The sequence below is a fragment of the Pseudarthrobacter sp. 1C304 genome, assembly GCF_052245515.1.
Classification (GTDB): Bacteria; Actinomycetota; Actinomycetes; order Actinomycetales; family Micrococcaceae; genus Arthrobacter.
The window spans coordinates 13,305-40,232 of sequence record NZ_JBQQCH010000007.1 but is presented as its reverse complement, the minus strand read 5'-3'; the positions used below and the strand labels follow the sequence as shown (position 1 = coordinate 40,232).

At 66.1% G+C, this 26,928-nt stretch carries 26 protein-coding genes and 1 pseudogene; 10 read left to right on the top strand and 17 right to left on the bottom strand.

All coding sequences use genetic code 11. The features are described 5' to 3' along the window. Window positions 1-39: 39 nt before the first annotated feature. The 4 genes from scpB to ACTWQD_RS13550 all read right to left on the bottom strand — a co-directional run bounded on the left by scpB (window position 40) and on the right by ACTWQD_RS13550 (window position 4,279). Window positions 40-624: an SMC-Scp complex subunit ScpB gene (gene scpB / locus ACTWQD_RS13565; RefSeq protein ID WP_443196775.1), complete on the bottom strand. Its 585-nt coding sequence runs from the start codon at window positions 622-624 to the stop codon at window positions 40-42. A 125-nt stretch (window positions 625-749) separates the two neighbouring features. Further along, window positions 750-1,595 carry a segregation and condensation protein A gene (locus tag ACTWQD_RS13560; RefSeq protein WP_443196774.1) on the bottom strand — a complete coding sequence of 282 codons (846 nt, stop codon included), beginning with the start codon at window positions 1,593-1,595 and terminating at the stop codon, window positions 750-752. 98 nt (window positions 1,596-1,693) lie between these two features. Beyond that, window positions 1,694-2,593 carry a ParA family protein gene (locus ACTWQD_RS13555; protein ID WP_066435500.1) on the bottom strand — a complete coding sequence of 300 codons (900 nt, stop codon included), beginning with the start codon at window positions 2,591-2,593 and terminating at the stop codon, window positions 1,694-1,696. 318 nt (window positions 2,594-2,911) lie between these two features. Continuing rightward, window positions 2,912-4,279 (bottom strand): cation:dicarboxylate symporter family transporter, encoded by a 1,368-nt coding sequence (locus ACTWQD_RS13550; RefSeq protein ID WP_443196651.1) that lies wholly within the window; start codon window positions 4,277-4,279, stop codon window positions 2,912-2,914. 139 nt (window positions 4,280-4,418) lie between these two features. Here ACTWQD_RS13550 and ACTWQD_RS13545 point away from each other — a divergent pair, with 139 nt between their 5' ends. Then, on the top strand, window positions 4,419-6,140 hold the full coding sequence (locus ACTWQD_RS13545) for a sensor histidine kinase (protein ID WP_443196650.1): 1,722 nt from the start codon (window positions 4,419-4,421) through the stop codon (window positions 6,138-6,140). Further along, on the top strand, window positions 6,137-6,850 hold the full coding sequence (locus ACTWQD_RS13540) for a response regulator (protein ID WP_443196649.1): 714 nt from the start codon (window positions 6,137-6,139) through the stop codon (window positions 6,848-6,850). Before ACTWQD_RS13545 ends, ACTWQD_RS13540 begins: the two co-directional genes overlap by 4 nt. A gap of 102 nt (window positions 6,851-6,952) precedes the next feature. Here the strand turns inward: ACTWQD_RS13540 and ACTWQD_RS13535 are convergent, their stop codons facing one another. The 3 genes from ACTWQD_RS13535 to ACTWQD_RS13525 all read right to left on the bottom strand — a co-directional run bounded on the left by ACTWQD_RS13535 (window position 6,953) and on the right by ACTWQD_RS13525 (window position 9,033). Continuing rightward, the gene (locus ACTWQD_RS13535; protein WP_443196648.1) at window positions 6,953-7,552 is read right to left on the bottom strand and encodes a recombinase family protein; all 600 of its coding nucleotides are present in this window, start codon (window positions 7,550-7,552) and stop codon (window positions 6,953-6,955) included. A gap of 488 nt (window positions 7,553-8,040) precedes the next feature. Then, a complete protein-coding gene (locus ACTWQD_RS13530) occupies window positions 8,041-8,304 on the bottom strand; it encodes a hypothetical protein (RefSeq protein WP_443196647.1) in 264 nt (87 codons plus the stop codon). Between the two features lie 354 nt (window positions 8,305-8,658). Further along, a complete protein-coding gene (locus tag ACTWQD_RS13525) occupies window positions 8,659-9,033 on the bottom strand; it encodes a hypothetical protein (protein WP_443196646.1) in 375 nt (124 codons plus the stop codon). A gap of 541 nt (window positions 9,034-9,574) precedes the next feature. Here ACTWQD_RS13525 and ACTWQD_RS13520 point away from each other — a divergent pair. The 4 genes from ACTWQD_RS13520 to ACTWQD_RS13505 all read left to right on the top strand — a co-directional run bounded on the left by ACTWQD_RS13520 (window position 9,575) and on the right by ACTWQD_RS13505 (window position 11,778). Further along, window positions 9,575-9,853, top strand: coding sequence for a hypothetical protein (locus tag ACTWQD_RS13520; protein WP_443196645.1), 279 nt, complete (start codon window positions 9,575-9,577; stop codon window positions 9,851-9,853). Between the two features lie 295 nt (window positions 9,854-10,148). Continuing rightward, window positions 10,149-10,499 (top strand): PadR family transcriptional regulator, encoded by a 351-nt coding sequence (locus tag ACTWQD_RS13515; RefSeq protein ID WP_443196644.1) that lies wholly within the window; start codon window positions 10,149-10,151, stop codon window positions 10,497-10,499. Next, complete coding sequence (locus ACTWQD_RS13510; protein WP_443196643.1) at window positions 10,496-10,909, top strand: HAAS signaling domain-containing protein; 414 nt, start codon at window positions 10,496-10,498, stop codon at window positions 10,907-10,909. Before ACTWQD_RS13515 ends, ACTWQD_RS13510 begins: the two co-directional genes overlap by 4 nt. A gap of 434 nt (window positions 10,910-11,343) precedes the next feature. Further along, entirely contained in the window at window positions 11,344-11,778 is a 435-nt protein-coding gene (locus tag ACTWQD_RS13505; RefSeq protein WP_443196642.1) for a hypothetical protein, read from the top strand. Window positions 11,779-11,976: 198 nt separating this feature from the next. On the opposite strand, the gene ACTWQD_RS13500 is transcribed toward ACTWQD_RS13505, so the two are convergent. The 3 genes from ACTWQD_RS13500 to ACTWQD_RS13490 all read right to left on the bottom strand — a co-directional run bounded on the left by ACTWQD_RS13500 (window position 11,977) and on the right by ACTWQD_RS13490 (window position 15,462). Then, entirely contained in the window at window positions 11,977-12,396 is a 420-nt protein-coding gene (locus tag ACTWQD_RS13500; protein ID WP_443196641.1) for an SMI1/KNR4 family protein, read from the bottom strand. Window positions 12,397-12,496: 100 nt separating this feature from the next. Continuing rightward, window positions 12,497-12,952: an AAA family ATPase gene (locus ACTWQD_RS13495; RefSeq protein ID WP_443196640.1), complete on the bottom strand. Its 456-nt coding sequence runs from the start codon at window positions 12,950-12,952 to the stop codon at window positions 12,497-12,499. Between the two features lie 608 nt (window positions 12,953-13,560). Continuing rightward, complete coding sequence (locus tag ACTWQD_RS13490; protein ID WP_443196639.1) at window positions 13,561-15,462, bottom strand: AMP-binding protein; 1,902 nt, start codon at window positions 15,460-15,462, stop codon at window positions 13,561-13,563. 173 nt (window positions 15,463-15,635) lie between these two features. On the opposite strand from ACTWQD_RS13490, the pseudogene ACTWQD_RS13485 reads away from it, so the two are divergent. From ACTWQD_RS13485 to ACTWQD_RS13470, 4 genes and pseudogenes are all read left to right on the top strand, one after another. Beyond that, window positions 15,636-16,294 (top strand): annotated as a pseudogene (locus ACTWQD_RS13485) (GntR family transcriptional regulator); the annotation flags it as partial. Further along, window positions 16,290-17,810, top strand: a complete 1,521-nt coding sequence (locus tag ACTWQD_RS13480; protein WP_443196638.1) for an MmgE/PrpD family protein — start codon at window positions 16,290-16,292, stop codon at window positions 17,808-17,810. The pseudogene ACTWQD_RS13485 and the gene ACTWQD_RS13480, both read left to right, overlap by 5 nt. Then, the gene (gene prpB / locus ACTWQD_RS13475) at window positions 17,811-18,713 is read left to right on the top strand and encodes a methylisocitrate lyase (protein ID WP_443196637.1); all 903 of its coding nucleotides are present in this window, start codon (window positions 17,811-17,813) and stop codon (window positions 18,711-18,713) included. A 65-nt stretch (window positions 18,714-18,778) separates the two neighbouring features. After that, window positions 18,779-19,918, top strand: coding sequence for a bifunctional 2-methylcitrate synthase/citrate synthase (locus ACTWQD_RS13470; RefSeq protein WP_443196636.1), 1,140 nt, complete (start codon window positions 18,779-18,781; stop codon window positions 19,916-19,918). Window positions 19,919-20,000: 82 nt separating this feature from the next. Here the strand turns inward: ACTWQD_RS13470 and ACTWQD_RS13465 are convergent, their stop codons facing one another. From ACTWQD_RS13465 to ACTWQD_RS13435, 7 genes are all read right to left on the bottom strand, one after another. Then, entirely contained in the window at window positions 20,001-20,900 is a 900-nt protein-coding gene (locus ACTWQD_RS13465) for a hypothetical protein (protein WP_443196635.1), read from the bottom strand. A 25-nt stretch (window positions 20,901-20,925) separates the two neighbouring features. Then, on the bottom strand, window positions 20,926-22,410 hold the full coding sequence (locus ACTWQD_RS13460) for a hypothetical protein (protein WP_443196634.1): 1,485 nt from the start codon (window positions 22,408-22,410) through the stop codon (window positions 20,926-20,928). 1 nt (window position 22,411) lies between these two features. Further along, window positions 22,412-22,921, bottom strand: coding sequence for an RNA polymerase sigma factor (locus ACTWQD_RS13455; protein ID WP_443196633.1), 510 nt, complete (start codon window positions 22,919-22,921; stop codon window positions 22,412-22,414). Between the two features lie 70 nt (window positions 22,922-22,991). Next, window positions 22,992-23,480, bottom strand: a complete 489-nt coding sequence (locus tag ACTWQD_RS13450) for an 8-oxo-dGTP diphosphatase (RefSeq protein ID WP_443196632.1) — start codon at window positions 23,478-23,480, stop codon at window positions 22,992-22,994. 35 nt (window positions 23,481-23,515) lie between these two features. Beyond that, entirely contained in the window at window positions 23,516-24,043 is a 528-nt protein-coding gene (locus ACTWQD_RS13445) for a hypothetical protein (RefSeq protein ID WP_443196631.1), read from the bottom strand. A gap of 230 nt (window positions 24,044-24,273) precedes the next feature. Next, window positions 24,274-24,774, bottom strand: a complete 501-nt coding sequence (locus tag ACTWQD_RS13440) for an RNA polymerase sigma factor (protein WP_443196630.1) — start codon at window positions 24,772-24,774, stop codon at window positions 24,274-24,276. A gap of 178 nt (window positions 24,775-24,952) precedes the next feature. After that, window positions 24,953-26,821, bottom strand: coding sequence for a DUF222 domain-containing protein (locus tag ACTWQD_RS13435; protein ID WP_443196629.1), 1,869 nt, complete (start codon window positions 26,819-26,821; stop codon window positions 24,953-24,955). Window positions 26,822-26,928 lie beyond the last annotated feature (107 nt).

Sequence of the window (26,928 nt, the reverse complement as noted above, 5' to 3'; positions counted from 1 at the left end):
ATACTTGCGCGCAGGCCGTTGTGCCTGCATCTGTCCTGCCTACATTCGTCCTGCGTCGTAAAACTCTTCGATGCCTTCCAGCCCCGGCAGATGGGGGGAAAGTTGCGGCAGTTCCGCCACCGAGCCGATTCCCATCCGCTCGAGGAAATACGACGTCGTGCGGTACAGGATGGCCCCGGACTCGGGATCGGTTCCCGAATCCTCGATCAGCCCCCGCTGCGTCAGCGTCCGCACGACAGAGTCAACATTGACTCCTCGAATTGCAGACACCCGCGCCCTGGAAACGGGCTGGCGGTAAGCGATCACGGCGAGCGTTTCGAGCGCCGCCTGCGTCAGCCTGGCTGTCTGTCCCTCGAGCACGAACCCGGCGACAATGTCGGCGAACTCCGCGCGCGAATAGATCCGCCAGCCTCCGGCGATATTCCGCAATTCAAAACCCCGGGGGGTGGCCGTCGCGCCTTGGGAACTGGCGCTGTCCACATCCGGGGCCTTTCCAGTATAGCCGTTGTACTCCCGCTGCAGATCCGCGAGCAGCTCCTCGACGACGTCGACCGTCAGGTTGAGCCCGGCAGCGAGCCCGGCTGCCGTGGCCGGCTGATCGATCACCATCAGCACCGCCTCCAGCGCGGCGCGGGCTCCTCCGGGGAGGCTGCCGACGTCGGGGCCGTCGCCGGCGGCGGGGCCGGGGGAACCCGCCGCCGCCCCCTGGCCGGATGTCTGGCCGGCTGCCTGTCCGGGTCCGGTCTGGTTCACGGCTGCTCCTCGTACTCTTCGCTCAGGTGGTCACTGCTCCAGCCCTCGGCGCCGGCTATCCAGCGGACCGTCAGGTCCCCCAGCGGAAGCAATTGTTCGAAGGCTACCGCCTTGTCCCGGAACAGCTCCAGCAGCGCCAGGAAGCGGGCCACGACAACGAGGGTGGATTCGGCGTCGGCAGTCAGTGCCCGGAAGGTGAGCGGGGTGCCGCGCTGCAGCCGCCTGCCCAGGAGTTCCGCCTGTTCCTTGACGCTGACGGGGGTGCCGTGAAGGTGGGCCAGGCCAACCTCGGTGGGCGCGGCCTCCTTGGGCTTCAGCGCGGACTCCGCCAGGCGGGCGAACTGCTCCGGCGTGTGCCGCCAGAGCAGCTCCGGCAGCAGCGCGGCGAAGTGGCCCTCCAGCGCGACCTGCCGCGGATACCGGCCGGCCTCGAGGTCCAGGGTGTCACCCATCATGCCGGCTACCTGCTTGAACGCCTTGTACTGCAGGAGCCGCGCGAAGAGCAGGTCGCGGGCTTCCAGCAGCGCGATGTCTTCCTCGTCCTCGACCGCGCCGGCGGGCAGGAGCCGCGCTGCCTTGAGATCCAGGAGGGTGGCGGCGATGACGAGGAACTCGCTGGCCTCGTCAAGGGCCCATTCCTCCCCCAGCTGCTGCAGGCCCTTGATGTATTTGATGAACTCATCCGTGACGGTGGACAGCGCCACCTCCGTGATGTCCAGCTGGTGTTTGGAGATCAGGCCCAGCAGCAGGTCGAACGGGCCGGTGAAGTTGGCGAGCCGGACCTCAAAGCCCGGCTTCTTTCCGGCCGGCGGGAGCTCTGCCCCCGGCGGGAGCTCCGGCATGCCGGCGGCCTGGGTCACTGTCCCCTGGATGGCTGTCCCTTGGATGGCTGTGCCTTGAATAACTGCGCCTTGGATGGCTGTCCCGGGCAGGGCCCCGGCTAGGGCGCGCCGCCGCGCGAAATGAGCTCTTTGGCCAGGTTGCGGTAGGCGTCGGCGCCGACGTGGTTGCCGGCGTAGCTGGTGATGGGCTCGGCGGCGACCGTGGCATCGGCGAACTTGATGGACCGCTTGATGACCGTCTCGAAGACCTTGTCCCCAAAGGCTTCCACCAGGCGGGAGATCACCTCGCGGCTGTGCAGGGTGCGGGCGTCGTACATGGTGGCGAGGACGCCGTCCACCTGCAGCCGCGGGTTCAGCCGGTCCTGGACCTTGTCGATGGTCTCCACCAGCAGGGCGACGGCACGCAGGGCGAAGAACTCGCAGATGAGCGGGATGATGACGCCGTGGGCGGCGGTCAGCGCGTTGACGGTGAGCAGGCCCAGGGAGGGCTGGCAGTCGATCAGGACGACGTCGTAGTCGTCCTCGACCTTCTTGAGCGCGCGGTCCAGCACCTGTTCGCGGGCGACCTCGTTGACCAGCTGGACTTCCGCGGCGGAGAGGTCGATGTTGGCCGGGAGCAGGTCCACGTTCTCGACGCCGGTCTTGTGGATGGCGTCGCGGATGTTGACCTTGCGGTCCATCAGGACGTTGTAGACCGTCAGGTCCAGCTCGTGGGGATTGATGCCAAGGCCCGCGGAGAGGGCGCCCTGCGGATCGAAGTCGACCAGCAGCACGCGGCGGCCGTATTCGGCCAGCGCGGCGGCCAGGTTGATGGTGGAGGTGGTTTTACCCACTCCGCCCTTCTGGTTGACCATGGCGATGACCCGGGCGGGGCCGTGGGAGGACAGCGGCGCGGGCTCCGGAAAGTCGCGTTGAGGGCGCCCGGTGGGGCCCATAACGGCGTCTTCCAGATCGAGTTCGGTGCCTTCCAGAGTTGCTGAACCCTGTTCGCTGCTCACGTATCTATCCACACTTTCGATGACGGTGATGGTGGTGGTGGCTATTGGTGCTGCCTTGAAAAGGGTGCCCATATGCTGCCGCCGCTGGGCCCCCAGCCGGTTCTGTTCCTCCCAAGGTTACAGGGAACAGTGCGCAACTCCGCGGACCTGTACACCGGCCGTCCCGGGCGAGCCTCAACCTTCTGGTAGAACCCGAAGGTTGCCGGCGCCGCACCAAAAACCGCCCGGATGCTGGGCTGCATCCGGGCGGTTCCAGAGGGTTATGCGGCGGCGGGCAGCTGCGGCGGGACTACTCCCGCGCCGCAGCGCCGCTGCGGGTCAGGCGTTGGCGAGCACCGGGCGCGCGGGCTCCGGGGCGGCGTCCACCGCAGCATCGTCCGCGGCGTGGCCGGCGATCATGGTCTGCTCGTCGAACGGTTCGTTGCCGGCGAGGACCCGCTCCACCCGTCCGCCGTCGATCTCCTTGACCCAGGTGCCGATCAGGACCGTGGCAACGGCGTTGCCGGTGAAGTTGGTCAGTGCGCGGGCCTCGGACATAAAGCGGTCGATGCCGACGATCATGCCGACGCCGCCCAGCAGTTCCGGCTTGTGGGCCTGGAGCCCGGCAGCGAGGGTGGCCAGGCCGGCGCCGGTGACACCGGCAGCGCCCTTGGAAGCGATGATCATGAAGATCAGCAGGGAGACCTGGGCGCCGAGGTCCAGCGGGGTGCCCATGGCGTTGGCGACGAAGAGCGAGGCCATGGTCAGGTAGATGGCGGTGCCGTCGAGGTTGAAGGAGTAGCCGGTGGGGACCGTGACGCCGACAACCGGCTTGGACACGCCGAGGTGTTCCATCTTTGCGATCAGGCGCGGCAGGGCGGCCTCGGAGGATGAGGTGGAGAAGATCAGCAGGTATTCGCGGCCGAGGTACTTCATCAGCCGGAAGATGTTGACGCCGGCGACGACCTTGAGCAGGCCGCCGAGGATCACGGCGATGAACAGGGCGCAGGTGATGTAGAAGGCGCCCATCAGGGTTGCCATGCTGACGATGGCCTGGAATCCGGTGGCGCCGACGACGGCGGCAATCGCACCGAAGGCTCCTACCGGGGCGAGCCACATGATCATCACGAGGATGCGGAACACGAGGGCCTGGCCGTGGCCGACGGCCTTGAGGATCGGGGCACCCTGGGCACCCATCTGCTGGAGGGCGAAGCCAACCAGCAGTGCGGCGAGGAGGGTCGGCAGGACCGGGATGTCACCCGGGATGATGCCCAGCAGGAAGGCGACCGTGCTGTCGGTGTCCGCCTTCTTGTTCGGGTCATAGGGCGCCAGCTTGAGGCCCTCGCCCGGGTGGATCAGGTTGCCGACCACCAGGCCGATGGCCAGCGCGAACGTGGACATCACCATGAAGTAGCCCAGCGCCAGGCCGCCCACTTTGCCCACCGTGGCCGCCTTGGCGATCGAGCCGATGCCGAGGACGATGGTGCAGAAGATGACCGGGGCGATCATCATCTTGATGAGTTTGATGAACCCGTCACCGAGGGGCTTCATGGACTTGCCGACCTCGGGGAACATCAGGCCCACCAGGGCACCGAGGATCACGGCGGCGATGACCGCAATGTAAAGATAGTGGGACTTGTCGATGCGCCTGCGCTTCTTGACCGGCGCCGCGGCGGGTGCCGCCGACTCTCCTCGTTGAGAGGCCATGGTGTTCTCCTTGGATAGGCTGGGACGTCGGTGCGGCACGAGCTGTGGGCCCATCGCGTCCGTTCTGCGTGTTCCACCATCATTGGCGATGGAGTGACGCGCATCACCGTTGCGTTCATATTGGTCATGGGAGGTGCTGATGACCCACCGCTGGAGCATCGCCCGCAGGCTGTTCGTGGCCCACCTGCTGTTTATGCTGACCCTGACGGCCATCGTGGGCACGGCGACGTTCGTGGACGCACGCGACCAGGCCTACGACGAAGCGGGCCGCCGGATGGCCGCCGTCGCGACCACCATGGCGGACAACCCGCTGGTGCTGGACGCGGCGGGCGCCGCGGACCCCACTTCCCTGCTCCAGCCCTATGCGCTGAGGGTCATGGCCGACGCGGACGCGGACTTCATCACCATCATGGCGCCGGACCGCACCCGCTGGACCCACCCCCGGGACGAGGAGCTGGGCAAGCCGTACATCGGCTCCATCGAGGCCGCCCTGGACGGCAAGGTCTTCACCGAGATCACCGCCGGCACGCTCGGCCCGTCCGTGCGCACCATTGCCCCGGTCAAGGATGCGGACGGCAGGGTGTTGGCGCTGGTCGCGGCCGGCGTGACGGTCCGCACCGTGGACATCGCCGTCTCCGGCCGGCTGCCGGCCCTGGCCGCCATCGGGCTGGCCCTCCTGGCCGGCGGGTCCGCCGCGTCGTGGCTGCTTGGGCGGTACCTCAAACAGGTCACCCGCGGCTGGGGGCCGGAGCAGCTGGCCCAGCTCTTCGCCTACTACGAATCCGTCCTCCATTCGGTCCGGGAAGGCGTCATCCTCATCGACCCCAAGGGCAAGGTGGTGATGTACAACGACCAGGCCGCCGACCTCCTGGGTCTCGCGCCCCGGACGCCCGACGGCGGGGGCGCCTCGGGAGCCGGCTCAGCGTCCGACGGCGGGCGGCAGGACGCGCCGTCGCTCGCGGAACTCCCCCTGGCCCCCAGCCTCCGGGAACTCTTCGAATCGGGCCGGACCGCGCTGGACGAGATCCACCTGACCGGCTCGCGGATCCTGGTGGTGAACCAGGGACCCGCCGTCGGCCCCGGTCCCGCCACCGCCCGGGCCCGGGGCGCCGTCTACGGGACCGTGGCCACCATTCGCGACCGGACCGAGATCGAGTCGCTCGGCAGCGAGCTGGAGACCATGCGGACACTCTCCGACGCCCTGCGGGCCCAGACCCACGAGCACGCCAACCGGCTGCACACCATCGTCTCGCTCCTGGAGCTGGGGCGCGGCGCCGAAGCACTGGACTTCGCCACGGAGGACCTGGAACTCAGCCAGCGGCTCACCGATGATGTGGTGAGCTCCATCGAGGAGCCCGTGCTCGGGGCCCTCATCATGGGCAAGGCCGCCGAGGCGCACGAACGGGGCGTTGAGCTGACCCTCGTCACCGGCGGAACCCGGCCGACGGCGGCTGCCGGGCTGGCCGTGCAGGACCTCGTGGCGGTGCTTGGCAACCTGCTGGACAACGCCATCGACGCCGCGGCGGAGGCGCCGGCCCCGAAACTCGTGGAACTCACGGTGGAAGCGACCGACGCCGCGCTGGTGATCACCGTGGAGGACAGCGGGCCCGGTATCGATCCCGAAGCGGTGGAGGCCATTTTCCGGCACGGCTTCAGCACCAAGTCCCCGGGACCCTTCGGGCGGGGCCTGGGACTGGCGCTGGTGCGCCAGGCGGTGCAGCGGCTCGGCGGTACCATGACAATCGAGAGCCCGGCCGGTGCGCTGTTCCGCGTCACGCTGCCGACCTCACCGGCGGCGCCGGCGCAGGTTCCGTCCGCGGCAGCACCGGCGTCATCACCGACCAGCGAGGGACAGCAATGAGCGAGATCCGTGTACTCGTCGTCGAGGACGAGCCGATTGCCGCGGCGGCCCACGCCGCCTACATCGGCCGGCTGGAGGGTTTCACCCTGGCCGGCTCCGCCCCGGACGGGCAGTCCGCGCTGCGCCTCATGACCGAGTTCGCGGCCGGGGGCACACCGGTGGACCTGGTGCTGCTGGACATGAACCTCCCGGACCTGCACGGACTAGACATCGCCCGCCGCATGCGGGCCGCGGGCCTGTTCACGGACATCATTGCCATCACCGCCGTCCGGGAACTGAACATCGTCCGCAGCGCGGTGGCCACCGGCGTGGTCCAGTACCTGATCAAGCCCTTCACCTTTGCCACGTTCGCGGACAAGCTCACCAGCTACCGGCAGTTCCGCGACCAGCTGGCCTCCCCCGCTGCAGGGCACGCCGGCCCCGGGGCCTCGCAGAGCGACGTCGACCAGGCCTTCGCCAGCCTCCGGGCCCCCTCCGAGCTGCCGCTGCCCAAGGGCCTGGCAGCGTCCACGCTGGATTCGGTGCAGGAGTTCATGAAGCAGCAGGTGGGCGCCGTGTCCGCCAGTGAGGTGATGGACGCCCTGGGCATGTCCCGCGTGACCGCCCGGCGCTACCTGGAATACCTCGCCGACGCCGGCACGGTCTCCCGGACGGCACGCTACGGCGCGCCGGGCCGTCCGGAGAACGAGTACCGCTGGAGGCAAAACTAAGCGGAGGCCCCTCCGCTGACGACGGGTAGCGCCACATTGACTGCCTGCCATTTTCAGCACTCCCCTGCCCTCCTCGCCGCCCCCGCTCAGCACTTCCCGCTTTTAGGGACGTTTTGGTTCGGCCGCCCTGCGTTTCCCACGTTCGATCGCCCGGTAAACCGTGGAGCGACCGACGCTAAACAGCGCGGCGAGCTCTGCCTTGGTGTATTCCCCCGCCGCGTGTAGCTCGAGCAGGTGGTTTTCCTGTTTGACGGTAAGTTTCGGTTGTTTTCCGCGTAGCCGGCCCTTGGCCTTGGCAATCTTCATTCCCTCACGGGTGCGCATGCGGATGAGGTCGCCTTCGAACTCGGAGATCATCGCCAACACGTTGAACAACAATTTGCCCATCGGGTCAACGGGGTCATGAACGGATCCACCAATGCTGAGTTTGATTCCGCGTCTAGCGAGGTCATCTGAAATTTCGTGGGCATCCCGGACGGAACGCGCCAAGCGGTCAAGTTTCGTGACGACGAAGGTATCCCCCGCCCGACACGCGGCCAGGGCTTCGCGAAGTCCGGCGCGGTTCTTGTTTGTGCCGGTAAAGCCGTGGTCAACATAAATTCGATCGGGCTCAACGCCAAGGGCAGCCAGGGCATCCCGCTGCGCAGTGAGGTCTTGCGCCTCGGTGGACACTCGCGCGTAACCGACCAATATTTCGGACATGGGGAAAGTGTGCCATATCATGCCCCGTCACCGGTCGGTTCAGCGGACGTATCTTACGGGACGCCGATGTCGCCGGGTTCGTATTCCTGCAGTTCAGCGGCGGGTGCGACCGGTGGAGGACCCGCTTTCGGGACGACTTTGAGACGAGTCTTTTTGAGGATGGTCATCCCAAATGCGATCCGAGATGGCGTGGTTAGACTTTGGCATGAGTAAGAGAGAGATCCGCACCATCGTTCTGCTCATCGTTATCTCGTTGATGGCGGCCTCCTTCTCCGTCCTCCTCCCCGGCCCAGAACTATGGACGTTGGCCGTCCTCGGGATAGCCGTCCTCGCTTCAGTCATCATGCTCGTGGTGCTGTGGAAGGCTGTGCTCAGACAGCGCTCAGACTCCTCGCGAGGGGGACGACCTCCCACACGGGGTAAAGCTGAGTCCTGATCCGCATTCCAGGAGACAACGGGTCCGATGAGGGTTCGGTCTGGCCTAACACCTAGGTGCCATAACCCCGATGGCCGGACTCCGTCCGGTGGACCAGCAGGTCGATAAACAAGCTCAGATCACTGCCACTTTGACCGTAATCGAAAAGCGTTGTGGAGACTCGAGGCCGGCACATCGCGTTGACTTCGGTGCCGTCTGCCGTCTCGGTGAACATGACCTCGATGACCTCACCCCAGGTCCAGAAATTGCCGCGGACAAAAATATTTATGCGGCCCGGAGCCTCTTCAATTCTTGAAAACCTCCTCTCGCTTTGCACGACGGAGCGAATCTTTCACGCAACATTTCGGATGAGACTCCCAATTTCAGATCCTTGGATGCCGTTACACCTTCAACGCGGATTCCGTCGGTTTGAGCGGTTGCCCTCTCACGCTGAGTGCGGAGCATCGCCATCGGAATCAGCACAACTAGGATCAAAAGGCACACTCCAAGAGTTGCCAGGATTGGAAATGCCCACTCCGGAATGAATGGCTCTTGCCCCAAATTGGCCTCCTTCGCGAGGACCTCATGCTACGTCTGCAGCGGCCGTTCGCGCCTCCAATGCCCAACATTCTCCCCGCCAAGTGGTCAAACGTCCCGTTCACGGATCGGTTTAGGGACGCGCCGATCCCTTTCAAGTGCTAAGAATTTTCCGAGCAAGTTCGATGAGGACCGCCATTTTTCGCTGTGATTCCTCTTTGAAAACCTGGTTAGTCTTTGCATCGAGATACCAGCCGAGCCGGTCATAGGCATGAACAACCGCCTCAGTACCCGTGGTCGTCTCGTTCAACGTGATGGTCATTCCCACCGGAATACTCCTTCGGCCCCACGGCAGCCACGTTCCCCATAAACGAACAGGAAAGTTCGATCCCTCACGCACGGAGACCGACTCGCCTTCGTTGCGCGGAATGTAGCCGGCAGCCTTCAAGCCCGCCATCAGCACCGCAATCGATTCTGGCGCTGTCGTTCGAACGGGAAATGATTCGCGTAGCTCATAAATGCTCTCCATCGGGATCCCCTTGTCTCGGCACAGTCACATTGCTCGGCTCGACACATCCCTAAACCGTAGTCGTACTGGGAATCCTATGGTGGCGTGCAAAGAAACGATCAGCTTCTGTTCGTGCCCATCAAAAGCCGTCCGCTTAGGGTTCGTGTTTCGGGCAACTTCAGCACGGCTTACCCATGGTGATGCTCAGGACGGGTTTGCAGTTTGAGCTTAACGCCGGGCAGGAACGATGCGGTGTCCTCCGGCTTGAGAGACCACTTGCCGGCTGAGTCGTTGTCGACAACCAAATCCCAGGCCGAGCCAAGGTTGGGAATCAAATCAGTACCCAACAGCGAAGAGGCTCGTTCCGCAGAAGTCTGCGACGACAGAGCCGCAGCAGGATCCTGCACCGGGCAATCTGCAGGGCCCGTTTGGCGTGCCCTGGTCACGCTATCCAAGAATCCAGGCGACGCGGATAATGACTGACACCATCGCAATAGATCGATAGCCGCTACCTAGAGTTCTTCGGTCTGGAACGGCCGGCAGCCCGGCTAATGGAGGCAAGGTGGCAACAAGGGAAGAACTGCAGCGGAGGCTTCAACGCATCTTGAGCTGGTTCCTTCCAGTAACGATCATCATGCTGATCTCCACCGTTCTAAGTCTTGTTGGTGTCGATTCGGAGCCGTGGTTCTGGACTCGGAGCATTCTCTTCGGCATCGCCGCCGTCGTATTCTGCGTCCAAGTCACCAGATTCTCGCTGTGGCAGCGGGACGAGTACTGGCGGGAAAAAGGACGGGATCCTAAGCACCCGGACCGCTTCCCCTCGCGTGGCACTGCTGATTAACCGAATGCTTGAATAGCCCTCAGAAAGCGCCCGGTGAAGGTTCCCGCCCGGACATCACAATCACCCTCGCTACCGCCGTGCTGGAAGCGGGATTGGCGGCCGTAGATCGATCGTTCATCGGGCACCACGGCCGAGAGCTCTTCCGATCGCCTGCAGGGCTACTGCCCTGGGAGGTAAAGGCATGCATTGCAGGGATGACATTGCAGCCGATCATCAAAATCCGCACATGCGCGGAGAGCGATCCCGATCGTCATACTAGATTGCCAGGCAAACTAGACGATGTTACCTTCTAGCCATGAGTGATGATCCAAAGTGGCCCAGCGATTGGATCCGGGCTGTCCTGGCACCGTGCATCCTGCAGCAGGTCCAGGCCCGGAACGAGTCCTACGGCTACCAGATTGTGCAGGATCTGGGCGCGCGGGGCCTGCCCGGCCTCGGCGGCGGCACCGTCTACCCGGCACTCAACAGACTCGAGGCCGACGGACGCGTCCGTTCCGAATGGCGCGAAGGCAACGGAGGTCCCGGCCGCAAGTTTTACAGGATCACCCCCGAAGGGGAGACCTGGCTACGCGAGACCTCCGGTGCTTGGCAAGAGTTCACGGCAAAAGTAGCGGCGATACTGATAATCGAAGGGAACCCGGCATGACCACCCTGGAGTACTTTAGAGCCCTTGCGCTGGGACTCCGTCAGCGAAAGCTCAGCGAGGACCAGGTCGCCGATTTGCTCCGGGAACTCCAGAGCCACCTGCAGGAGACGGGTGCGCGTCCTGAAGATGCTTTCGGCAGCCCCAAGGAGTACGCGGAGCGGTTTCCGAAGGGGAGCACGGTTTCCCGCGGTTCCAAGGTTGGCTACCTTGCTGCCGCCGTGCTGATGGTCCTGATCGGCGCGAAGGTTTTCACAGGCCAGGTCCTAGGCATCTCCCTCGGTTTCCCCGGGACATTGATCTATCTTGGGGCGACTGCCCTTCTGACATTCTCCCTGGTCGCGTGGAGCAATGTGCTGCAGCGGCGGCTTCCCGAACGGATAGCTGAGGATCTCAGCCGGCAGGACACGTGAAAACGGGGGATGGAAAATGATCCACAACAACATCCTGGCGGGTCCGTCAACCCGGCCTTAGACGCCCGGTACCGGATGGCTAAGCGGAACGCCAGGAAGCTTTCGCCACATCCCTGACAATACCCGGAGCGAACGAAGCCCAAGTCCGGGGGCGCGCCGCTGCGAAACGCAGCGAGGGCACACACGCCCGTGCGGCCGTCATCAAGGGCAAGAGCGCAGCCAAGGCCAAGAAGACCCACACAGGGGCACTAGGCGCGGAACGGGCCAAGAGCGGCCCCGCTCGCTAAGCCGTTGCCCGGTAGGGTTGCCGGGAAGACTAGTGAACAGAGCACCTCCCGATATTGGGGAGCTGGAGGAGACCTGTGGTGAGAGACCCAAAGTTTGGGGACGTCTTTGTCATGCCCACGGGGGACGGCCGGGCCGGGGTCGGACAGGTGGTTGCGACCTACGGCAAAGACGCATACTTCTTCGCGATCTTCGACTTTGTGCTGCCTCTGGACGAGGTGGCCGAGCGAGCCGTTGAGGGTCTCTCGGCGCCAGTGCTGTTTCTCGCCCTGTCGATGGACGCCAAGCTTTACGCTGGCCACTGGACTGTGGTGGCTCAAGCGCCCGTCAATCCAGCCATCCCGATGCCGGCCTACAAGGAGGCGGTGGACTCAGCCACAAACATCGAGGTTGTCGATTTCTCGGGAAAGCGCAGGCGGCCAGCGACTGCGGCAGAGGCAGCGTCATTGCCGAATCGAAAGATCGTTGCGCCCGTGCGGCTCGAACGGGCGCTGCGGGCCGCGCTCGGCCTGGAGCCATGGCTCGCGCCGTTCGATGAACTCAGGGTCGAGAACATCGTGCCGAGCGCTTCTGTATTCGGCTGAGCCGCCGGCTTAGACGGTGATGAGCCGGAGTTTGGGTTTTCATCACAAGTGCGTCGATGGACGTTGGTGATCCCTTACCGGACGGTGTCTCGAGCTCGTCATCAAGGCTTGGGTGCCTCGATGGAGTTCGACGCCCCTCATCTTCCCGTCTTCCGTGCCCGGAGAAACGGAGTTCCAGCACCATCGCGATCGAGCCCATCAGACTTTGAGTCTCCCGGTCATCCATTCCTCGAGATAGCGCATGACCGTCGGCGCGACCCATGTCCGACTGTCGTCCTCGTGGTTCCAAGCGTAGACCTCGTGGTTTCCGCTGAGAGAAACGGCAAATTGGTCACCGTTGCCGGCGTCAGCAAAGAAGACGAGTCCGGCGAACGGCATGAAGGATGCCCGGACGTCAGCGTCGTTTCGGAAGTAGGCGTTATCGCTAGCGATCCGCTGCGTGCTCCAAAGCAGGCCAAGTCCGTACTCACCGTCGATGCCATTCGTCTCAATCAGGAGTTGCCGAAGGTGTTCAGGGAGTTTGTGCCCGAGTTGGGCTTCGCACGCTTGGATAGCGTCCGCTGATGCTGGGGCGCCAAGGGTGACATTTCCCCAGCGCTGAATCTCGTCCACGAGCATGGCACCATCATGCCGGACCGGCGTCTCGCTCGCGTGCCAATGCCGCCCGGACACCCAAGGAGCGGGCATTGACCCCCTTAGAGGATCGGCTTACGGGGCGTCAGATCTGATCGGACGCCGCGATTAGGCGTTCAACCTCATCCGCTAGTTCTGGGACCGGTCGACGGCCATCGAGTTCGAGGGTCGCCCCGTTTCGAAGCAGCGGTTCGACGTCGAGAACGTGTTGGCGGATCGCGGACTGGTCAGCCGCTGAGCTGCCGTAGGTATTCTTCGTACGAACCGAGACTCGCTCGATGAGGACTTCTACAGGCGCGCTTAGGAGAACAACAACGGAGAAGCGGTCATAGAAGCGACCTTGATTCTCGACAGTCCCCGAGACAACTAGGGACGAATCCGACGCGAGAAGTGCCGACATGCGCGGTTCGTCCCATGTTCCGTCAGGAAGCACCCAGGCGTAGTAGTCGGTGTCGATCGTCCGGTATCCCCGCCGGGACAACTCATGCAGCACAGTCGACTTTCCCGCCCCTGACATGCCGGTGATCAGAATTCGAGACATGAGAGCCAGCGTAACCGGTGCGCCAGGGTGGCCGTAAGCCGATTCTTCGCTGGACGTCGCTGCCGATCACCCCGAGGTCGATGAAGGAGGCTGGTGCAAGGGTCCTGCACGTTCCGCGCGGTCGATCCTTAGGTTGTTGACGGCCGTCAGGAGGATTGCTAGCAGCAAGATTGCGGGTGGCCAATAGCCAAATCGGCTGTGATCTGCGGCGATAAACACGCCGACATCCACGATCCCGAACAGGATGAACGTAACAGTCGGCGTTTTCTTGTCCCAAAACCTAGCCACTGATCCCCAACTTGCTCGGCCATCAGAAGAGCGTCGATTCCGCGATCCCCGCTCGTGGCCAAGTCTCCACGGCCCGAGCCTAGATGTCGATGGGGACATCATCGCCGGCGGAGTGCCCGGAACGGGTTCCCCACTGGACATTTTGGGATCGCGCAGGCGACGGCGGAAACTGGCACTGCCCTTGGTGCCTCCGGAAATTAGGCGTCGCTCAATGCAGAAATTCGCCGCTAACGCCCGGCCCCGGCAACGCAATGACGCCGTCGGAGTTATGGGGCTCCCAGAGCCCGCTCAGCGTGCCATGGAACACCGCTTCTCCGCCGCTACTCCCCCGCGGCTGCGGGGCGCAAGGTCCCGATGAGCTGGTCGATCACGCCGGCATCCTCGATGGTCGAGGGCACCACATAGTCGTCGCCGTCGGCGATCTGGCGCATGGTCTTGCGCAGGATCTTTCCGGAGCGGGTTTTCGGCAGGGCCTCCACTACGGTGACGTGCTTGAAATCGGCCACCGCGCCGATGTCGCGCCGGACCAGGGCGATGAGGTCCTTCACCAGGATCTCCTCGGGCACGTCCACCCCGGATTTGAGGACCACGTAGCCGCTGGGCCGCTGGCCTTTCAGCGGGTCAGCGAGACCGATCACGGCGCATTCGGCGACGGCCGGGTGCTGGCCGATCACCTGCTCCATGGCGCCGGTGGACAGCCGGTGGCCGGCGACGTTGATGATGTCGTCGGTGCGGCCCATCACGAACAGGTAGCCGTCCTCGTCCCGGTAGCCGGAGTCGCCGGTGGCGTAAAAACCCTCGAAGGCCTGCAGGTAGGAGGAAATGTAGCGTTCGTCGTTGCCCCAAAGCGTGGTCAGCGTGCCGGGCGGCAGCGGGAGGGCCAGGACGATGTTGCCCTCGGTCCCCGCCTCGACCTCCATGCCCGCCCCGTCGACGATCTCCAGCTTGAAGCCGGGCATCGGCACACTGGGCGAGCCGGCCTTGATCGGCAGCCCGTCCAGCCCGCGGGGGTTGGCGCAGATGGCCCAGCCGGTCTCGGTCTGCCACCAGTGGTCCACCACGGGGACGCCCAGGACCCGCGAGGCCCAGTGGAAGGTGTCCGTGTCCAGCCGCTCGCCCGCGGCAAACAGGGTGCGCAGGGTGGAGATGTCGTACTTCTCGGCCAGCGCCGCCTCGGGGTCCGCCTTCCGGATGGCCCGGAGGGCGGTGGGCGCGGTGAACAGCACGTTAACCTTGTGGTCCTCGATCACGCGCCAGAAGGCGCCGGCGTCGGGCGTTCCCACGGGCTTGCCCTCATAGAGGACGGTGGTGGCGCCGGCCAGCAGCGGCCCGTAGACGATGTAGGAGTGGCCCACCACCCAGCCGACGTCGGAGGCGGTCCACATCACATCCCCTGGCCCGACGTCGTAGATGTTCTCCAGCGTCCAGCTGAGCGCCACGGCGTGGCCCCCGTTGTCCCGCACCACGCCTTTGGGCGCGCCGGTGGTTCCCGACGTGTAGAGGATGTAGAGCGGATCCGTGGCCTTGACGTCCACCGGCGCGGCCGGCACGGCGGTGGCCACCTCGGTGTCCCAGTCCAGCCAGCCGGCGTAGTCGGCGGATGAGGAGGCGAAGCCGTCACGGGCCTTGACCAGCACGGGGGTGTCCGGCGCACCGGCCAGGCTGAGCGCCTCCTCGACGGCGGGAAGGTACTCGATCCGCCGGGAGGGTTCGATGCCGCCGGAGGCCGTGACCACGGCGGAGGGGGCGGCGTCGCGGATGCGGGCGGCAAGTTCCTTGGGCGCGAAGCCGCCGAAGACCACCGAGTGCACCGCGCCGAGGCGGGCCGTGGCGAGCATGGCGATGGCTGCTTCCGGGATCATGGGCATGTAGATCACGACGCGGTCGCCCTTGCCGACGCCCTGGCTGCGCAGGACGCCGGCGAAGCGGGCCACCAGGTCCGTCAGTTCGGCGTAGCTGTAGCGCCGCTGCGTGCCGAGCATCGCGGAGTCGTAGACCAGGGCGTCCTGCGCACCGCGGCCCTCCGCCACATGGCGGTCCAGCGCGTTGTAGGACGTGTTGAGGACACCGTCCGGGAACCAGCTGTAAAGGGGCGCCCGGCCGGCATCAAGGGCGCGCTGCGGAGGTATGGTCCAGGAGATCTTCGCCGCGGCGTCCAGCCAGAATTCCTCCGGCGCCTCAAGGCTGCGTGCGTAAGTGTCCCGGTAGTTGTTGGTGCCCATGAATCCGTCCCGTCCACGACGTTGTGATGGAGCCCATGGTAGCCCTGCGCGGCTGCCGTGCACAAGAGTTATGTATACACAGGACCCTCCCTATCTGAAGATTGGCGGAAAATGCTGGGCAAATGACCGATGCGTGTATACACTGGAGGCTGTCAGTCAACGAAGGAGTCGGGATGCGCGCCAGCGACAAGGCCTATGCGGCCCTGCGCGAGGACATCATTGAGTGGCGCTTGGCGCCCGGAACGGTCCTGGCCGAAGTGGAGCAGTCCGAGCGGCTAGGCATCTCCCGCACCCCGTTGCGGGAGGCCCTCAGCCGGCTGACCGCCGAAGGCCTGACGACGGCGGCAGGCGGCCGCGGCGTCGTCGTCACCGGCATCTCGCTGGAGGACATCGACGAACTCTTCGAACTGCGCGAAACCCTCGAGGGCAAAGCCGCAGCCCTGGCCGCCGAACGCGGCGACGCCGCCACCTTCGAGCGGCTCCGCGACGAACTCCGCAAGGCCCCGGCGCTGATCAGCGGCGAGGATCCGGCCCGGCACGCCTACTACGGGCTGGTGGGCCGGCTGGATGCGGCCATCGACGCCGCGATCCACAACTCCTACCTTGCCCAGGCGATGCGCAGCCTGCGCGTCCACCTGGTCCGGGTCCGCCGGCTGGCGGCCGACGACGCCGAACGGCTCACCGCCGCCGCCGCCGAGCACGCGGCCATCGCCGAGGCGATCGCCGCCGGAAACCCCCGGCTGGCCGAGGCCGCCACCACGCTTCACCTGCACCGCAGCCTTACCCACGTCAAAGCAACCCACGTACCTCACTAACCAAGGAGCATCATGGTCAAGGAACACCACGTCCGCGTCTACAAGAGCGAAGAGAACCTGCCCCGCGAGGACCAGCTCGCCTACAAGATCGCGACCGTCGCCGCGGATCCCGTCGCCGTCACCGACGAGGTCACGGACATGGTGATCAACCGCGTCATCGACAACGCCTCGGTGGCCATCGCTTCGCTGAACCGCGCCCCGATCGTCGCGGCCCGCGCCCAAGCGCTGACCCACGGCCCCACCACCGGCGGCAAGGGCTCGAAGGTCTTCGGCATCGAAGAACGCGTGGCCCCGGAGTGGGCGGCGTGGGCCAACGGCGTCGCCGTCCGCGAGCTCGACTACCACGACACCTTCCTCGCCGCGGATTACTCCCACCCGGGCGACAACATCCCGCCGATCCTCGCGGTCGCCCAGCACGTAGGCTCCAGCGGAGCGGACCTGATCCGCGGCATCGCCACCGGCTATGAAATCCAGGTCAACCTGGTCAAGGCCATCTGCCTGCACAAGCACAAGATCGACCACGTCGCACACCTCGGCCCCTCTGCCGCCGCCGGCATCGGCACCCTGCTGGGCCTCGACGTCGAGACGATCTTCCAGTCGGTCGGCCAGGCGCTGCACACCACCACCGCCACCCGGCAGTCCCGCAAGGGCGAGATCTCCACCTGGAAGGCGCACGCCCCCGCGTTCGCCGGCAAGATGGCCGTGGAGTCCGCGGACCGCGCCATGCGCGGCCAGACCTCCCCCGTGCCGATCTACGAGGGCGAGGACGGCGTCATCGCCTGGATGCTGGACGGCCCGGATGCCTCCTACATGGTGCCGCTGCCCACGCCCGGCGAGGCCAAGCGCGCCATCATGGACACCTACACCAAGGAGCACTCGGCCGAATACCAGGCGCAGGCGTGGATCGACCTGGCCCGGAAGCTCCACGGCGAGCACCCGGAGGTCACCGACCCGGCCAACGTGGAGTCCGTGCTGATCAAGACCAGCCACCACACCCACTACGTGATCGGCTCCGGCGCCAACGATCCGCAGAAGTACAGCCCCACGGCCAGCCGCGAGACCCTGGACCACTCCATCCCCTACATCTTCACGGTGGCGCTGCAGGACGGCGCCTGGCACCACGTGGACTCCTACGCCCCGGAGCGCGCCGCGCGCCCGGACACGGTGGATCTCTGGCACAAGGTCACCACGGTGGAGGACGCGGAATGGACCCGCCGCTACCACTCGCTCGACATCGCCGAGAAGGCTTTCGGCGGCTCGGTGGTTATCACGCTCAAGGACGGCACGGTCATCACCGATGAGATCGCCGTCGCGGATGCGCACCCGCTGGGCGCCCGGCCGTTCGCCCGGGAACAGTACGTGAACAAGTTCCGCACGCTGGCCGCCGGATTGGTCGCTGAAGAGGAAATCGAACGCTTCCTGGCCGCCGCTGCACGCCTTCCCGAACTGGCCGCCGGTGAGCTGGACCAGCTCAACATCAAGGCCGCCGACGGCGTCATCGACCTCACCGCCGCACCGAAGGGGCTCTTCTAAATGCTGTACTCGAAGGTCACGCCGGAGCAGAAGCGGATCCGGTTCCGCGAGCTCCTGGCCTCCGGCACCATCCAGCAGTTCCCGGGCGCGTTCAACCCGCTCTCGGCCCGCCTGATCGAGGAGAAGGGCTTCGCCGGTGTGTACATTTCCGGCGCCGTCCTGGCCAACGACCTGGGCCTGCCGGACATCGGGCTGACCACGCTCACCGAGGTGGCCACCCGCGCCGGGCAGATCGCCCGGATGACCGACCTGCCGTCAATCGTCGACGCCGACACCGGCTTCGGCGAGCCGATGAACGTGGCCCGCTCGGTCCAGGAACTCGAGAACGCGGGCCTCGCCGGCCTGCACATCGAGGACCAGTTCAACCCGAAGCGCTGCGGCCACCTCGACGGCAAGAACGTGGTGGACCTGGACACGGCCACCAAGCGCATCCGGGCGGCGGCCGATGCCCGGCGCGACCCGAACTTCCTGATCATGGCCCGGACCGACATCCGGGCCACGGAGGGGCTGAAGGCCGCGCAGGACCGTGCGCAGGCCCTGGTGGAGGCCGGCGCCGATGCCATCTTCCCGGAAGCCATGAAGGACCTCAGCGAGTTCCAGGCCATCCGGGACGCCGTCGACGTGCCGATCCTGGCCAACATGACCGAGTTCGGCCAGAGCGCGCTGTTCACGGTCGAGGAGCTGGCCGGCGTCGGGGTCAACATGATCATCTACCCGGTGACCCTGCTCCGTAGTGCCATGGGTGCTGCGGAGCGTACGCTGGAATCGATTAAGGCTGACGGCACCCAGGAAGCCCAGGTCGGGAACATGCTGACCCGGGCCCGTTTGTATGACTTGGTGGACTATGAGGCCTACAACCGCTTCGACACCGGGGTTTTCAATTTCCAGATCCCGGGACAGTAGACCCCGCATCGGGATTCCGGCTCCGGCCGGTCCAACACAGGCGACAGGAACAAAGGAGTTTCAGCATGGCTGAACAAGAGATCAAAAAGGGCCTCGCCGGCGTCGTGGTGGATTACACCGCGGTCTCGAAGGTGAACCCGGATACCAATTCGCTGCTGTACCGCGGATACCCCGTGCAGGAGCTGGCTGCGAACTGCAGCTTCGAGGAAGTCGCCTACCTGCTGTGGAACGGCGAGCTGCCCACCCCCGAGCAGCTGGCGGAGTTTACGGCGCGGGAACGCGCGGGGCGGGCGCTGGACCCCGTCGTGAAGCAGGTGGTGGACGCGCTGCCCACCACCTCGCACCCGATGGACGTCTGCCGCACGGCGGCGTCTGTGATGGGCGCCCGGCATCCGCTCGCGGAGGATTCCTCGCGGGAGGCCAACATGGCCAAGGCGGTGGACCTCTTCGCGGCAATGCCCGCCGTCGTGGCCTACGACCAGCGGCGCCGGCACGGCCAGGACGTGGTGGAGCCCCGCGACGATCTGGGCTACTCCGCCAACTTCCTCTGGATGGCCTTTGGCGAGGAGCCGGTCCAGGAGGTCGTCGAGGCGTTCAACGTCTCCATGATCCTGTACGCCGAGCACTCCTTCAACGCCTCGACCTTCACCGCCCGGGTAATCACCTCGACGCTCTCGGACCTGCATTCGGCCGTGACCGGGGCGATCGGCGCGCTGAAGGGCCCGCTGCACGGCGGCGCCAACGAGGCTGTGATGCACACCTTCGACGAGATCGGCATCCGGCCGGAGGAGTCTTTGGAGGAGGCCCACACCCGCGCAAAGGCGTGGATGGAGGACGCCCTGGCCCAGAAGAAGAAGGTCATGGGCTTCGGCCACCGTGTCTACAAGCACGGCGACTCCCGGGTGCCCACCATGAAGGCCGCCCTCGACAAGATGATCGCGCACTACGGCCGGCCTGAACTGCTGGGCCTCTACAACGGCCTGGAGACGGCGATGGATGAGGCGAAGGCCATCAAGCCGAACCTCGACTACCCTGCCGGACCCACGTACCACCTCATGGGCTTCGACACCCAGACGTTCACTCCACTGTTCGTCGCCAGCCGCATCACCGGCTGGACCGCCCACATCATGGAGCAGCTTGATTCGAACTCCCTGATCCGTCCCCTGAGCGAATACAACGGCGTCGAGGAACGGCACCTGCCGTAGCCTCACTTCCTGCAGTATGAACGACGGCGGGCCGGTCACCTTGAGAGGGGGCCGGCCCGCTGTGCTGTCCGCGGCTGTTCCGCTACCCCGCGGTGAGTTTCAGCGAGGTGATCATGCGCTTCGCGTTGAGGTACTCCGGGGTCTCCATGTAGGCCCGGGCGGCGTCCATCGACGGGAAGGCTTTGGCGCCCTTCCGGCCCGGGGTTTGCTCCGGGTCCCCGGCACGGACCTGGAAGGCGTCAGCAAAGGTGTAGATCGGCGTTTCGGCCGTGCCATTGACCATGTTGTAGAACATGCAGGTGGTGCCGTTTTGCCCGGCCGGAACGCTGGTCAGTCCATAGGAAGCCGTGACGCGGTCTGCTTCCTGCAATGCCCGGAAAGTAAACCGCGGCGTGACGGAACCCTTCGACGGCTGGTACGGAAGGTCGACCTCCACCGAGTCCAGCACCGAATAGGGAACCTGCCCCTGGCACGCGCCGCCGAAGCCGCCGGCCGGCCCCAGGTGCAGGGACGCCACCACCACGCCGGCCTCGTCCGAAACGTCAACGTCAACGTCCCCGTCCCCGAAGGCGCCCGGCGGTGTCGCCACGGACCAGCTCCCCGGATGCTCGAAGCTGACCCTGCCGTTGGAGCTCGTGAAGGTCCGCCACTCATCCGGCGGTGGTGCCGGCGTCGACGACGGCGTGGCAGCCGCCGTCGTGGGCGCCGCCGGCGTCGCTGACGGCGGCGCTGGGCTCGGCGTCACATCGGTCGTCCCGGTAGCAACCGGCGCCACCACACCGCCTGCTGTGCCGGCCGGCGTGGGGTCCGACGTCAGGTTGCCGGCCAGCAGCACCCCGGCGGTGACGGCGGCCCCGGCAATGACGGCAATCCCGGCCACCCACGGCCACCGCCGGCGGCCAGCCTGCGCGGCGGGACCCGGCGGCACGCCGTCGTCGCTGAAGACGGATGTCTCCTTGTTGGTGTTGTTGATCGAATCCATGTCTCCCCCTGGGGCCGGCCGCTACCTACCCGTTGACCTTCAGCGACATCACAATGCGCTTGAGCGTAGCGAACTCTGCGGTTTCCATGTACCGGCGCGCCTCATCCATGGACTGGAACTTCAGGTCATTCTCGCCGCCGGTGTTGTAGTTCTGCGCGAAGAAGTATTCGCCGGAGGCCAGGCCGCTCACCACATTCTGCGGATCGCACGTGGTGCCGTCGGTTCCCCAGCTTTCGTCCGCGATGCCGAGGTTCCCGACGAAGGGAACTGCCGGCTGGCCGAGCTGGCTGACGTCCCACACCCGGAAAATGAACTGCGGCGGTATGGCTCGCTCCCCCTGCCGGTTCGACGGGAAGTCCATGGCGGCGCTGTCCAGGACGGTGTAGGGGGTGCAGGGCGAAATGAGGTTCGGACGGTTTCGCGTCTGGTTGAAGCCCAGGGTCAGCAGCACGCGTCCGGACTGGTCGAACACATCCGTGTAGCGGCCATATTCGCGGCTGGACACGTTCCAGTTGCCCGGGTAGTCAAAAGTGGCGAGCCCGTTGGCGGTGGTGTGTTTCTTCCAGACCGGCGCTTTCTGGATGGACCGCAGTTCCAGTGAAATCAGCATCCGCTTGATGTCCTGGTATTCCTGCGAGGACATATAGGCTTTCGCTTCCGCTACCGACGCGAACTTCAGCTGCGGGTCCCGGCCGTCCGCGGCCAGCACCTGGCCTGTGCCGAAGGTGATGGCGGGGACGCCGTCCGGAGTCCGGATCGAGGACGGCAGCATGCCTGCCCTTCCCGAGGCCGGCAGGCCGCTCGAGTCGATGGTCAGGGCGCCCTGGACTGCCGCCGCGCCGAGGACACGGAATTTGAACTGCGTGGGCCCGGTGGGGGCGCCGACAGACTGCGGAATGTCCAGGGTCACGGCGTCGAGCGTCTGGTACGGCACAGCCGCCGGGGCAGGCCCGGACGCGTGCGGGGCCGCCTGCAGCCTGGCCATGACCTTTCCGGCCGCGTTCGTAACGGTGATGTCGCTTGGCCAGACGTCCGTGCCGCCCTGGGCGCCCGAAGGGGTTTCGGTGACTGTCCAGTCCGCCGGGTGCTCGAAGGTGGCCTGCCCGCTGGAAGCCTTGAACGCGGTCCAGACGGCAGCGGCTGCCGGCGGCGCCGTGGTGGCGCTGGGGGTGGCGGACGGCGTGGGTGCGGGCGCACTTGTGCTTGTGCTCGGGGCCTGCGTGGCTGACACACTGCTGGCCGGTTCCGGCGCGGGGGCGGGCGATCCGAGGTTGGTGGCAATCAGGACGCCTGCCGCCACGGCAGCCACGGCAACAGTCATGGCGCCGGCCAGCCGGGCACGCCGGCGCCGGCGGACTTCGTCGAGGGACGCGACGCCGGGAAGGCCGTCGTCGCTGAAGGCTTCCGGCTCGGCAAACATCCGGTGCAGCGCCGCCTCGCCATCCGGCACAGGCCGGGCATCATGAGTCAACGGATCGGTGTCCGCGACGAGCTTTTTAATCCGGTCCATGTCATGCCTCCAAAGTCTGGTTGATCGGGGTGGCGAAGGCAGGCATCTGCTTCCGGAGCGCGGCGCGTGCGCGGTGCAGCCTGACTTTGGCCGCGGAATCACTGCACTGCAGGACCACAGCGATTTCCGCCGTCCCCAGTTCGTCCCAGTAGGCCAGTTGGAGGATCTCCCGGTCTTTGTCGCGCAGCTGCGCCATGGCGTCCTGGACGGCGGTGTTTTCGGAGTCGCCCCCGTAGCTGAGGAGCGCTGTGGCCCTGAGCTTGTCCTGCAGAGCCTGCTGGCGATCACGGCTCCGGTAGGCGTTGCCCACCAGGTTCCGCGCCACCGTCAGCAGCCAGGCCGGGTCCGTCCGGGCATTGTCGTCCCATTTCTGCCACACCACCCGGAATACATCGGCCGCGAGTTCCTCCGCCATCTCGGCGGACTCCACCCGGCGTCGAACAAAGCGGTAAACCCGCGGATAGCAGTCTTTGTGAATGGCGACAAACGCCAGTTCGCGCTCCGAAAGCACGATTCCCCCTGAAAAATGTTCTGTCCTGACGTGCAGGCTACCTGGTTAGTTTCCGGCGCAGCCGCCGCGGTTACATCCGCGGCGGAATTTTCTCGACCGACGCGACGGTTTCGTTGTCCTCGTTCAGGACGACGACGATGTTGTGCACCTCGCCGGCCAGCGCGGGCGGCAGCCAATGCTCGGCGTCCTGCCACATAAGCTGTAACGGGAGCGCCCCGACGTCGAACCATTCCGGGGTGATCTCCGGGCTCTCGGCCGGTTCACCTCCCCAGCGCCGCGCGGTGAACAGTTTGCAGGACATGTTCCATTCGGGGCGGGAGGGAAAGATGAACTCGACGACGCCGGCATGGGCCAGGTCCTCCTGGCGGACCACCACCCCGGCTTCCTCCCAGACTTCCCGGACCACGGCCTCGGCGTTGGTCTCCCCTGCCTCCACGTGGCCGCCGATGCCCACGATCTTGCCCCGGCCGAACCCCGTCCGCTTCAGCCCCAAGAGCACCTCGGTGCCACTCGCCGCGTCGCGGAGCAGGAAGCAGAGGGTGACTGGCGTGGACATCATGTGCTCCACCTTATAGCTGGCGCAGGACGCCGAAGCTATCCGGCGGCGGGGCCTTCCCCAACGAGCTGCGGCCGCAGTTCGACCGGGATCCCCTTGTCCGCAAACTCCTTGTCCATGGCCTGCTGCGGCGTGAGGCCCTGGTTGTTCAGCGCCTGGAACTTCCAGTTGAAGACGCTGGACCATTCCTGCTGGAAGTCAGCGAGGAAACGCCCGTTCTGAAGCTTGGCGATCTGGTACCACGCGTTGCCGCCGTCGAGCTGGAGCGCCTGGACACCTTCATCGGAGATGGAGTAGGCGAGCCAGCCGTCTGCGCAGCCCAGGACGGTGTAGTAGGCCTGCTCATTGGCGGGAATGGGCCTGATGGCGCGCACCTGGTCGTTCCATTGCTGGTCGATGTTGGCAGGAGTGCACTCGACTCCGCCTGTGCTGAGGACACCGGACGCGGGCTCCGAAGAGGACGTGGGTGTGGCTGTGGTTGAATCCGGCGCGCTTGGCGAGGGACCGGCGGTCTCTGTCGCAGCGGGGTTGGCGCTCTGGGCGGGCCCGGGCGCCGGTTCCGGCATGAAGTTCCCTCCAACAATTACTGCGCCGACAACGACTGCGGCGGCCAGGACAACTGCACCCGCAGCCCGCAAGGCAGTGCGACGCCCCTGGGCGTGCGGTATCCGGCGGACGACGTCGGGATGCGCGGAAAATACGAGCGAAGCTGCGGAAGCGGCCCCCGGCCGGACGCCCGGTGGTGCCCCCACGTCTGGTTTGGCATCTTTCATGAGCCGTTCGATGCGGTCCATAGCTAGTCCTTCCGTTCGGTCATGAGATGTGAAGGCGCAGCTTTTGCGAAGGCCCGGCGGGCACGGTGGAGCCGGACCGCGGCGGCCGACGGGGAGCACCCCAGCGCCTCGCCCAGTTCCGCGGTGGTCAGGTCGTCCCAGTAGCTGAGCATGAGGACCTCGCGGTCCCGTTCCCGGAGCCGAACCAGCACCTCTGCCACGGCTGCGCGCTCCTCGGAGTTCGTTGCCGGCCCGCTGCGGACCTCATCCTTCAGCCGTTCGACAAGTTCCAGGCCGCGGCGGCGTCCCTTGTACTCATTGCTGATGACATTCCGGGCGGTGGCCAGCAGCCAGCCGATGCCGGGCGGCTCCGACAGTTGCTTCTGCCAGGCAATCCTGAAGACATCCGCCGCCAGCTCTTCTGCGCGGTGCCGGTCATTGATCCGGCAGGCAATGTAGCCGTAGACCCGCGCGGAATGCTGGGTGTGCAGATCGATGAACGCTTGCTCTTTGGCAGCCAGCATGATGTTTCCCCCGGACATCGGATAACAACTTCTTCCTGATAAGTAAGTGTCCTGTGAAGAGTTCTTCCTTACACACGGGGCGAGGAAACTTGGCGGAGTCGGCATTCTGGCAGGATGTGGTGACGTCATTCGCACTGCACGAAGCCACACTCCCGGACGCACCGCATATCGCTGAACTTCACGTAGCCAGCTGACGGGAGGGTAGTGCCCATCCTAGATCTTGCGGGTCCGTTTCCGGTTCAGGTTCCTGGCCATCGGTGAACTGAAACCAATCCGCGAACGGGTCCGGAGGCGGTTCCATGTCGGCGCCCCATCCGGGGTCGAGTGGTGGTCCCAGATCAAACAGGTCGCCAGGTTCCAGGCCAGGGAACCCAGTCGCGAACTGATCCCAGTCCGCGCCAGAATCCGGGCACCAGCCCTGGTCCAGCGGCGCGCCGGGTTCCGGGCACCAGCCCTGCATCAGGGGCGTGCCGGGGAACGGGCTTCTGCCGGTGCGCGGGATGGTGTCCGGCCAGTGGGGTGGTTCCCAGTCCTGGTGTTCGCTGGGGTAGGTCCGTCCGGTCGGTGAGGTCCAGCCGGGCGGGCTGGTCTTGGTGGCTCCGGTGGGTGTCCAGGCTGTGGTGTGTTTGAGGCGGTGGTGTTTGCGGCACGGCTGGCCAAGGTTGGCGATCCCGGTGGTCCCTCCGTCAGCCCAGGCCAACAGATGGTCGGCGTCGGTGTCGAGCGAGGCGTTGTTACAGTTCGGGAAGGAGCATTTGGCGTCGCGCAGGCGCAGCCATTGCCGCAGGGCCTTGGTGACCCGGTAACTGGTCCGCCCTATCTCCAGCGGCGCCCCGTCCCGCGGATCCACCAGGACCCGGTGGAACGAATCCGCGCCATCAGCCACCAGACGCCGGGCCATGGACGGCGGAATCGGCCCGTACCCATCCAGCATCGCCGGTTCCTCCGTCACCCCCAGAAGCGACATCACCGGCACAGTAACCAGAACCTGCGCCCGCGGCACCGGCACACCACTGTTCCAATCCCGGCCGTCAAGATGCCCGCTGCCAGCCGTCCCGCGCTCAGCTGCACCCCCGCCCGGCCCATCCATCATGCTCCCGGTGCCAGCCCGGGCGGTGCCGGCCCGGGCGGTGCCTGCGCCGCCGGCCGTCCCTAAATCTGCGCTGTCTCCGCTGCCGTTGCCGGTGTTGGCTCCGAGGAGGAGGGTGGCGGCGATGTCGGCGCGGAGCTGGGTCAGGGTCCGGGACTCCTCCGGGCCCTGCAACGCCCTCGCCCCGGCGGTGGTCCGGTTCCAGATCCCTGCCGCGGTCTCCGCCGGAAGGTACGCGTTGAACCAGGCCATCCCGTCGTTGTCCGGAACGAACTCCACCCGCCGGTCCGCCGCGCACTTTCTGTGGCGGGTTTCGATGCTCACCGGGTGGTGGCGTTCGCGCCACGTGCGGGCCTTGGCCCGGAACCGTCCCGGGACCAGTTCCCCGGCCGGGCACCCCCGGGCCGGGTCCGGTGCGGCCGGGCCCAGGAAATGCGCCTCCAAGGCCGCGGCGCCGGCGGCGTCCAGATTCGCCGTCTCGTCCACCATCACCCGGGCGTGCTGCCACGAGAGCGTCCCGTCCCCCAACGCCGCCAGCGTCAGCGGCAGGCGCGCGGTCAACGCCACACACTCACCCAGAAATACCCCGGCGGACCGCTCCGAGACGGTCAGCACACCGGCGACCTCGGCGACCTCCGCCATCTCCTGCGCCGTGCCGGACGCCTCGGGTGCTGCCAACGCCTCGGAAGCCTCCAGATACTCCCCCGCGACCAGGACCTTCAACGCCGCGGTCTGCGCCTCCACCCGAGCAAGCCCCGCCAAACCGTCCAGGCACGCATCCGCCAGATCCCGCAACGGATCCCCACCCTCCAACAGCCCAGAACGGCCATCGGGAGGGCCATCGTCAGGAAGACCGGACGGACCCGCGCCCATCGAGGCAGCCAGCGCCGCAGCTGACGCGGCCAAAGCCCGCGCTGCCTCCCGAGACTCCGCACTGAAAACCACCCTGTTTTCCATACCCATATCGTCCCGCGAGGCACTGACATTAAAGCGGCCCCCGCCGCCGTCAGGCAGAACAGAGCGCTCTCTGAGGAAGCCGGTGACTCAACCCGACGCAGCAGACG

What these genes read in the sequence shown, in the direction of transcription:
- ACTWQD_RS13560 (WP_443196774.1), bottom strand. Translation starts at nt 1,595, where the DNA reads ATGCCGGAGCTCCCGCCGGGGGCAGAGCTCCCGCCGGCCGGAAAGAAG.
- ACTWQD_RS13550 (WP_443196651.1), bottom strand. Translation starts at nt 4,279, where the DNA reads ATGGCCTCTCAACGAGGAGAGTCGGCGGCACCCGCCGCGGCGCCGGTC.
- ACTWQD_RS13545 (WP_443196650.1), top strand. Translation starts at nt 4,419, where the DNA reads ATGACCCACCGCTGGAGCATCGCCCGCAGGCTGTTCGTGGCCCACCTG.
- ACTWQD_RS13540 (WP_443196649.1), top strand. Translation starts at nt 6,137, where the DNA reads ATGAGCGAGATCCGTGTACTCGTCGTCGAGGACGAGCCGATTGCCGCG.
- ACTWQD_RS13535 (WP_443196648.1), bottom strand. Translation starts at nt 7,552, where the DNA reads ATGTCCGAAATATTGGTCGGTTACGCGCGAGTGTCCACCGAGGCGCAA.
- ACTWQD_RS13525 (WP_443196646.1), bottom strand. Translation starts at nt 9,033, where the DNA reads ATGGAGAGCATTTATGAGCTACGCGAATCATTTCCCGTTCGAACGACA.
- ACTWQD_RS13515 (WP_443196644.1), top strand. Translation starts at nt 10,149, where the DNA reads ATGAGTGATGATCCAAAGTGGCCCAGCGATTGGATCCGGGCTGTCCTG.
- ACTWQD_RS13510 (WP_443196643.1), top strand. Translation starts at nt 10,496, where the DNA reads ATGACCACCCTGGAGTACTTTAGAGCCCTTGCGCTGGGACTCCGTCAG.
- ACTWQD_RS13500 (WP_443196641.1), bottom strand. Translation starts at nt 12,396, where the DNA reads ATGCTCGTGGACGAGATTCAGCGCTGGGGAAATGTCACCCTTGGCGCC.
- ACTWQD_RS13495 (WP_443196640.1), bottom strand. Translation starts at nt 12,952, where the DNA reads ATGTCTCGAATTCTGATCACCGGCATGTCAGGGGCGGGAAAGTCGACT.
- ACTWQD_RS13490 (WP_443196639.1), bottom strand. Translation starts at nt 15,462, where the DNA reads ATGGGCACCAACAACTACCGGGACACTTACGCACGCAGCCTTGAGGCG.
- ACTWQD_RS13480 (WP_443196638.1), top strand. Translation starts at nt 16,290, where the DNA reads ATGGTCAAGGAACACCACGTCCGCGTCTACAAGAGCGAAGAGAACCTG.
- prpB (WP_443196637.1), top strand. Translation starts at nt 17,811, where the DNA reads ATGCTGTACTCGAAGGTCACGCCGGAGCAGAAGCGGATCCGGTTCCGC.
- ACTWQD_RS13470 (WP_443196636.1), top strand. Translation starts at nt 18,779, where the DNA reads ATGGCTGAACAAGAGATCAAAAAGGGCCTCGCCGGCGTCGTGGTGGAT.
- ACTWQD_RS13465 (WP_443196635.1), bottom strand. Translation starts at nt 20,900, where the DNA reads ATGGATTCGATCAACAACACCAACAAGGAGACATCCGTCTTCAGCGAC.
- ACTWQD_RS13460 (WP_443196634.1), bottom strand. Translation starts at nt 22,410, where the DNA reads ATGGACCGGATTAAAAAGCTCGTCGCGGACACCGATCCGTTGACTCAT.
- ACTWQD_RS13450 (WP_443196632.1), bottom strand. Translation starts at nt 23,480, where the DNA reads ATGATGTCCACGCCAGTCACCCTCTGCTTCCTGCTCCGCGACGCGGCG.
- ACTWQD_RS13445 (WP_443196631.1), bottom strand. Translation starts at nt 24,043, where the DNA reads ATGCCGGAACCGGCGCCCGGGCCCGCCCAGAGCGCCAACCCCGCTGCG.
- ACTWQD_RS13440 (WP_443196630.1), bottom strand. Translation starts at nt 24,774, where the DNA reads ATGCTGGCTGCCAAAGAGCAAGCGTTCATCGATCTGCACACCCAGCAT.
- ACTWQD_RS13435 (WP_443196629.1), bottom strand. Translation starts at nt 26,821, where the DNA reads ATGGAAAACAGGGTGGTTTTCAGTGCGGAGTCTCGGGAGGCAGCGCGG.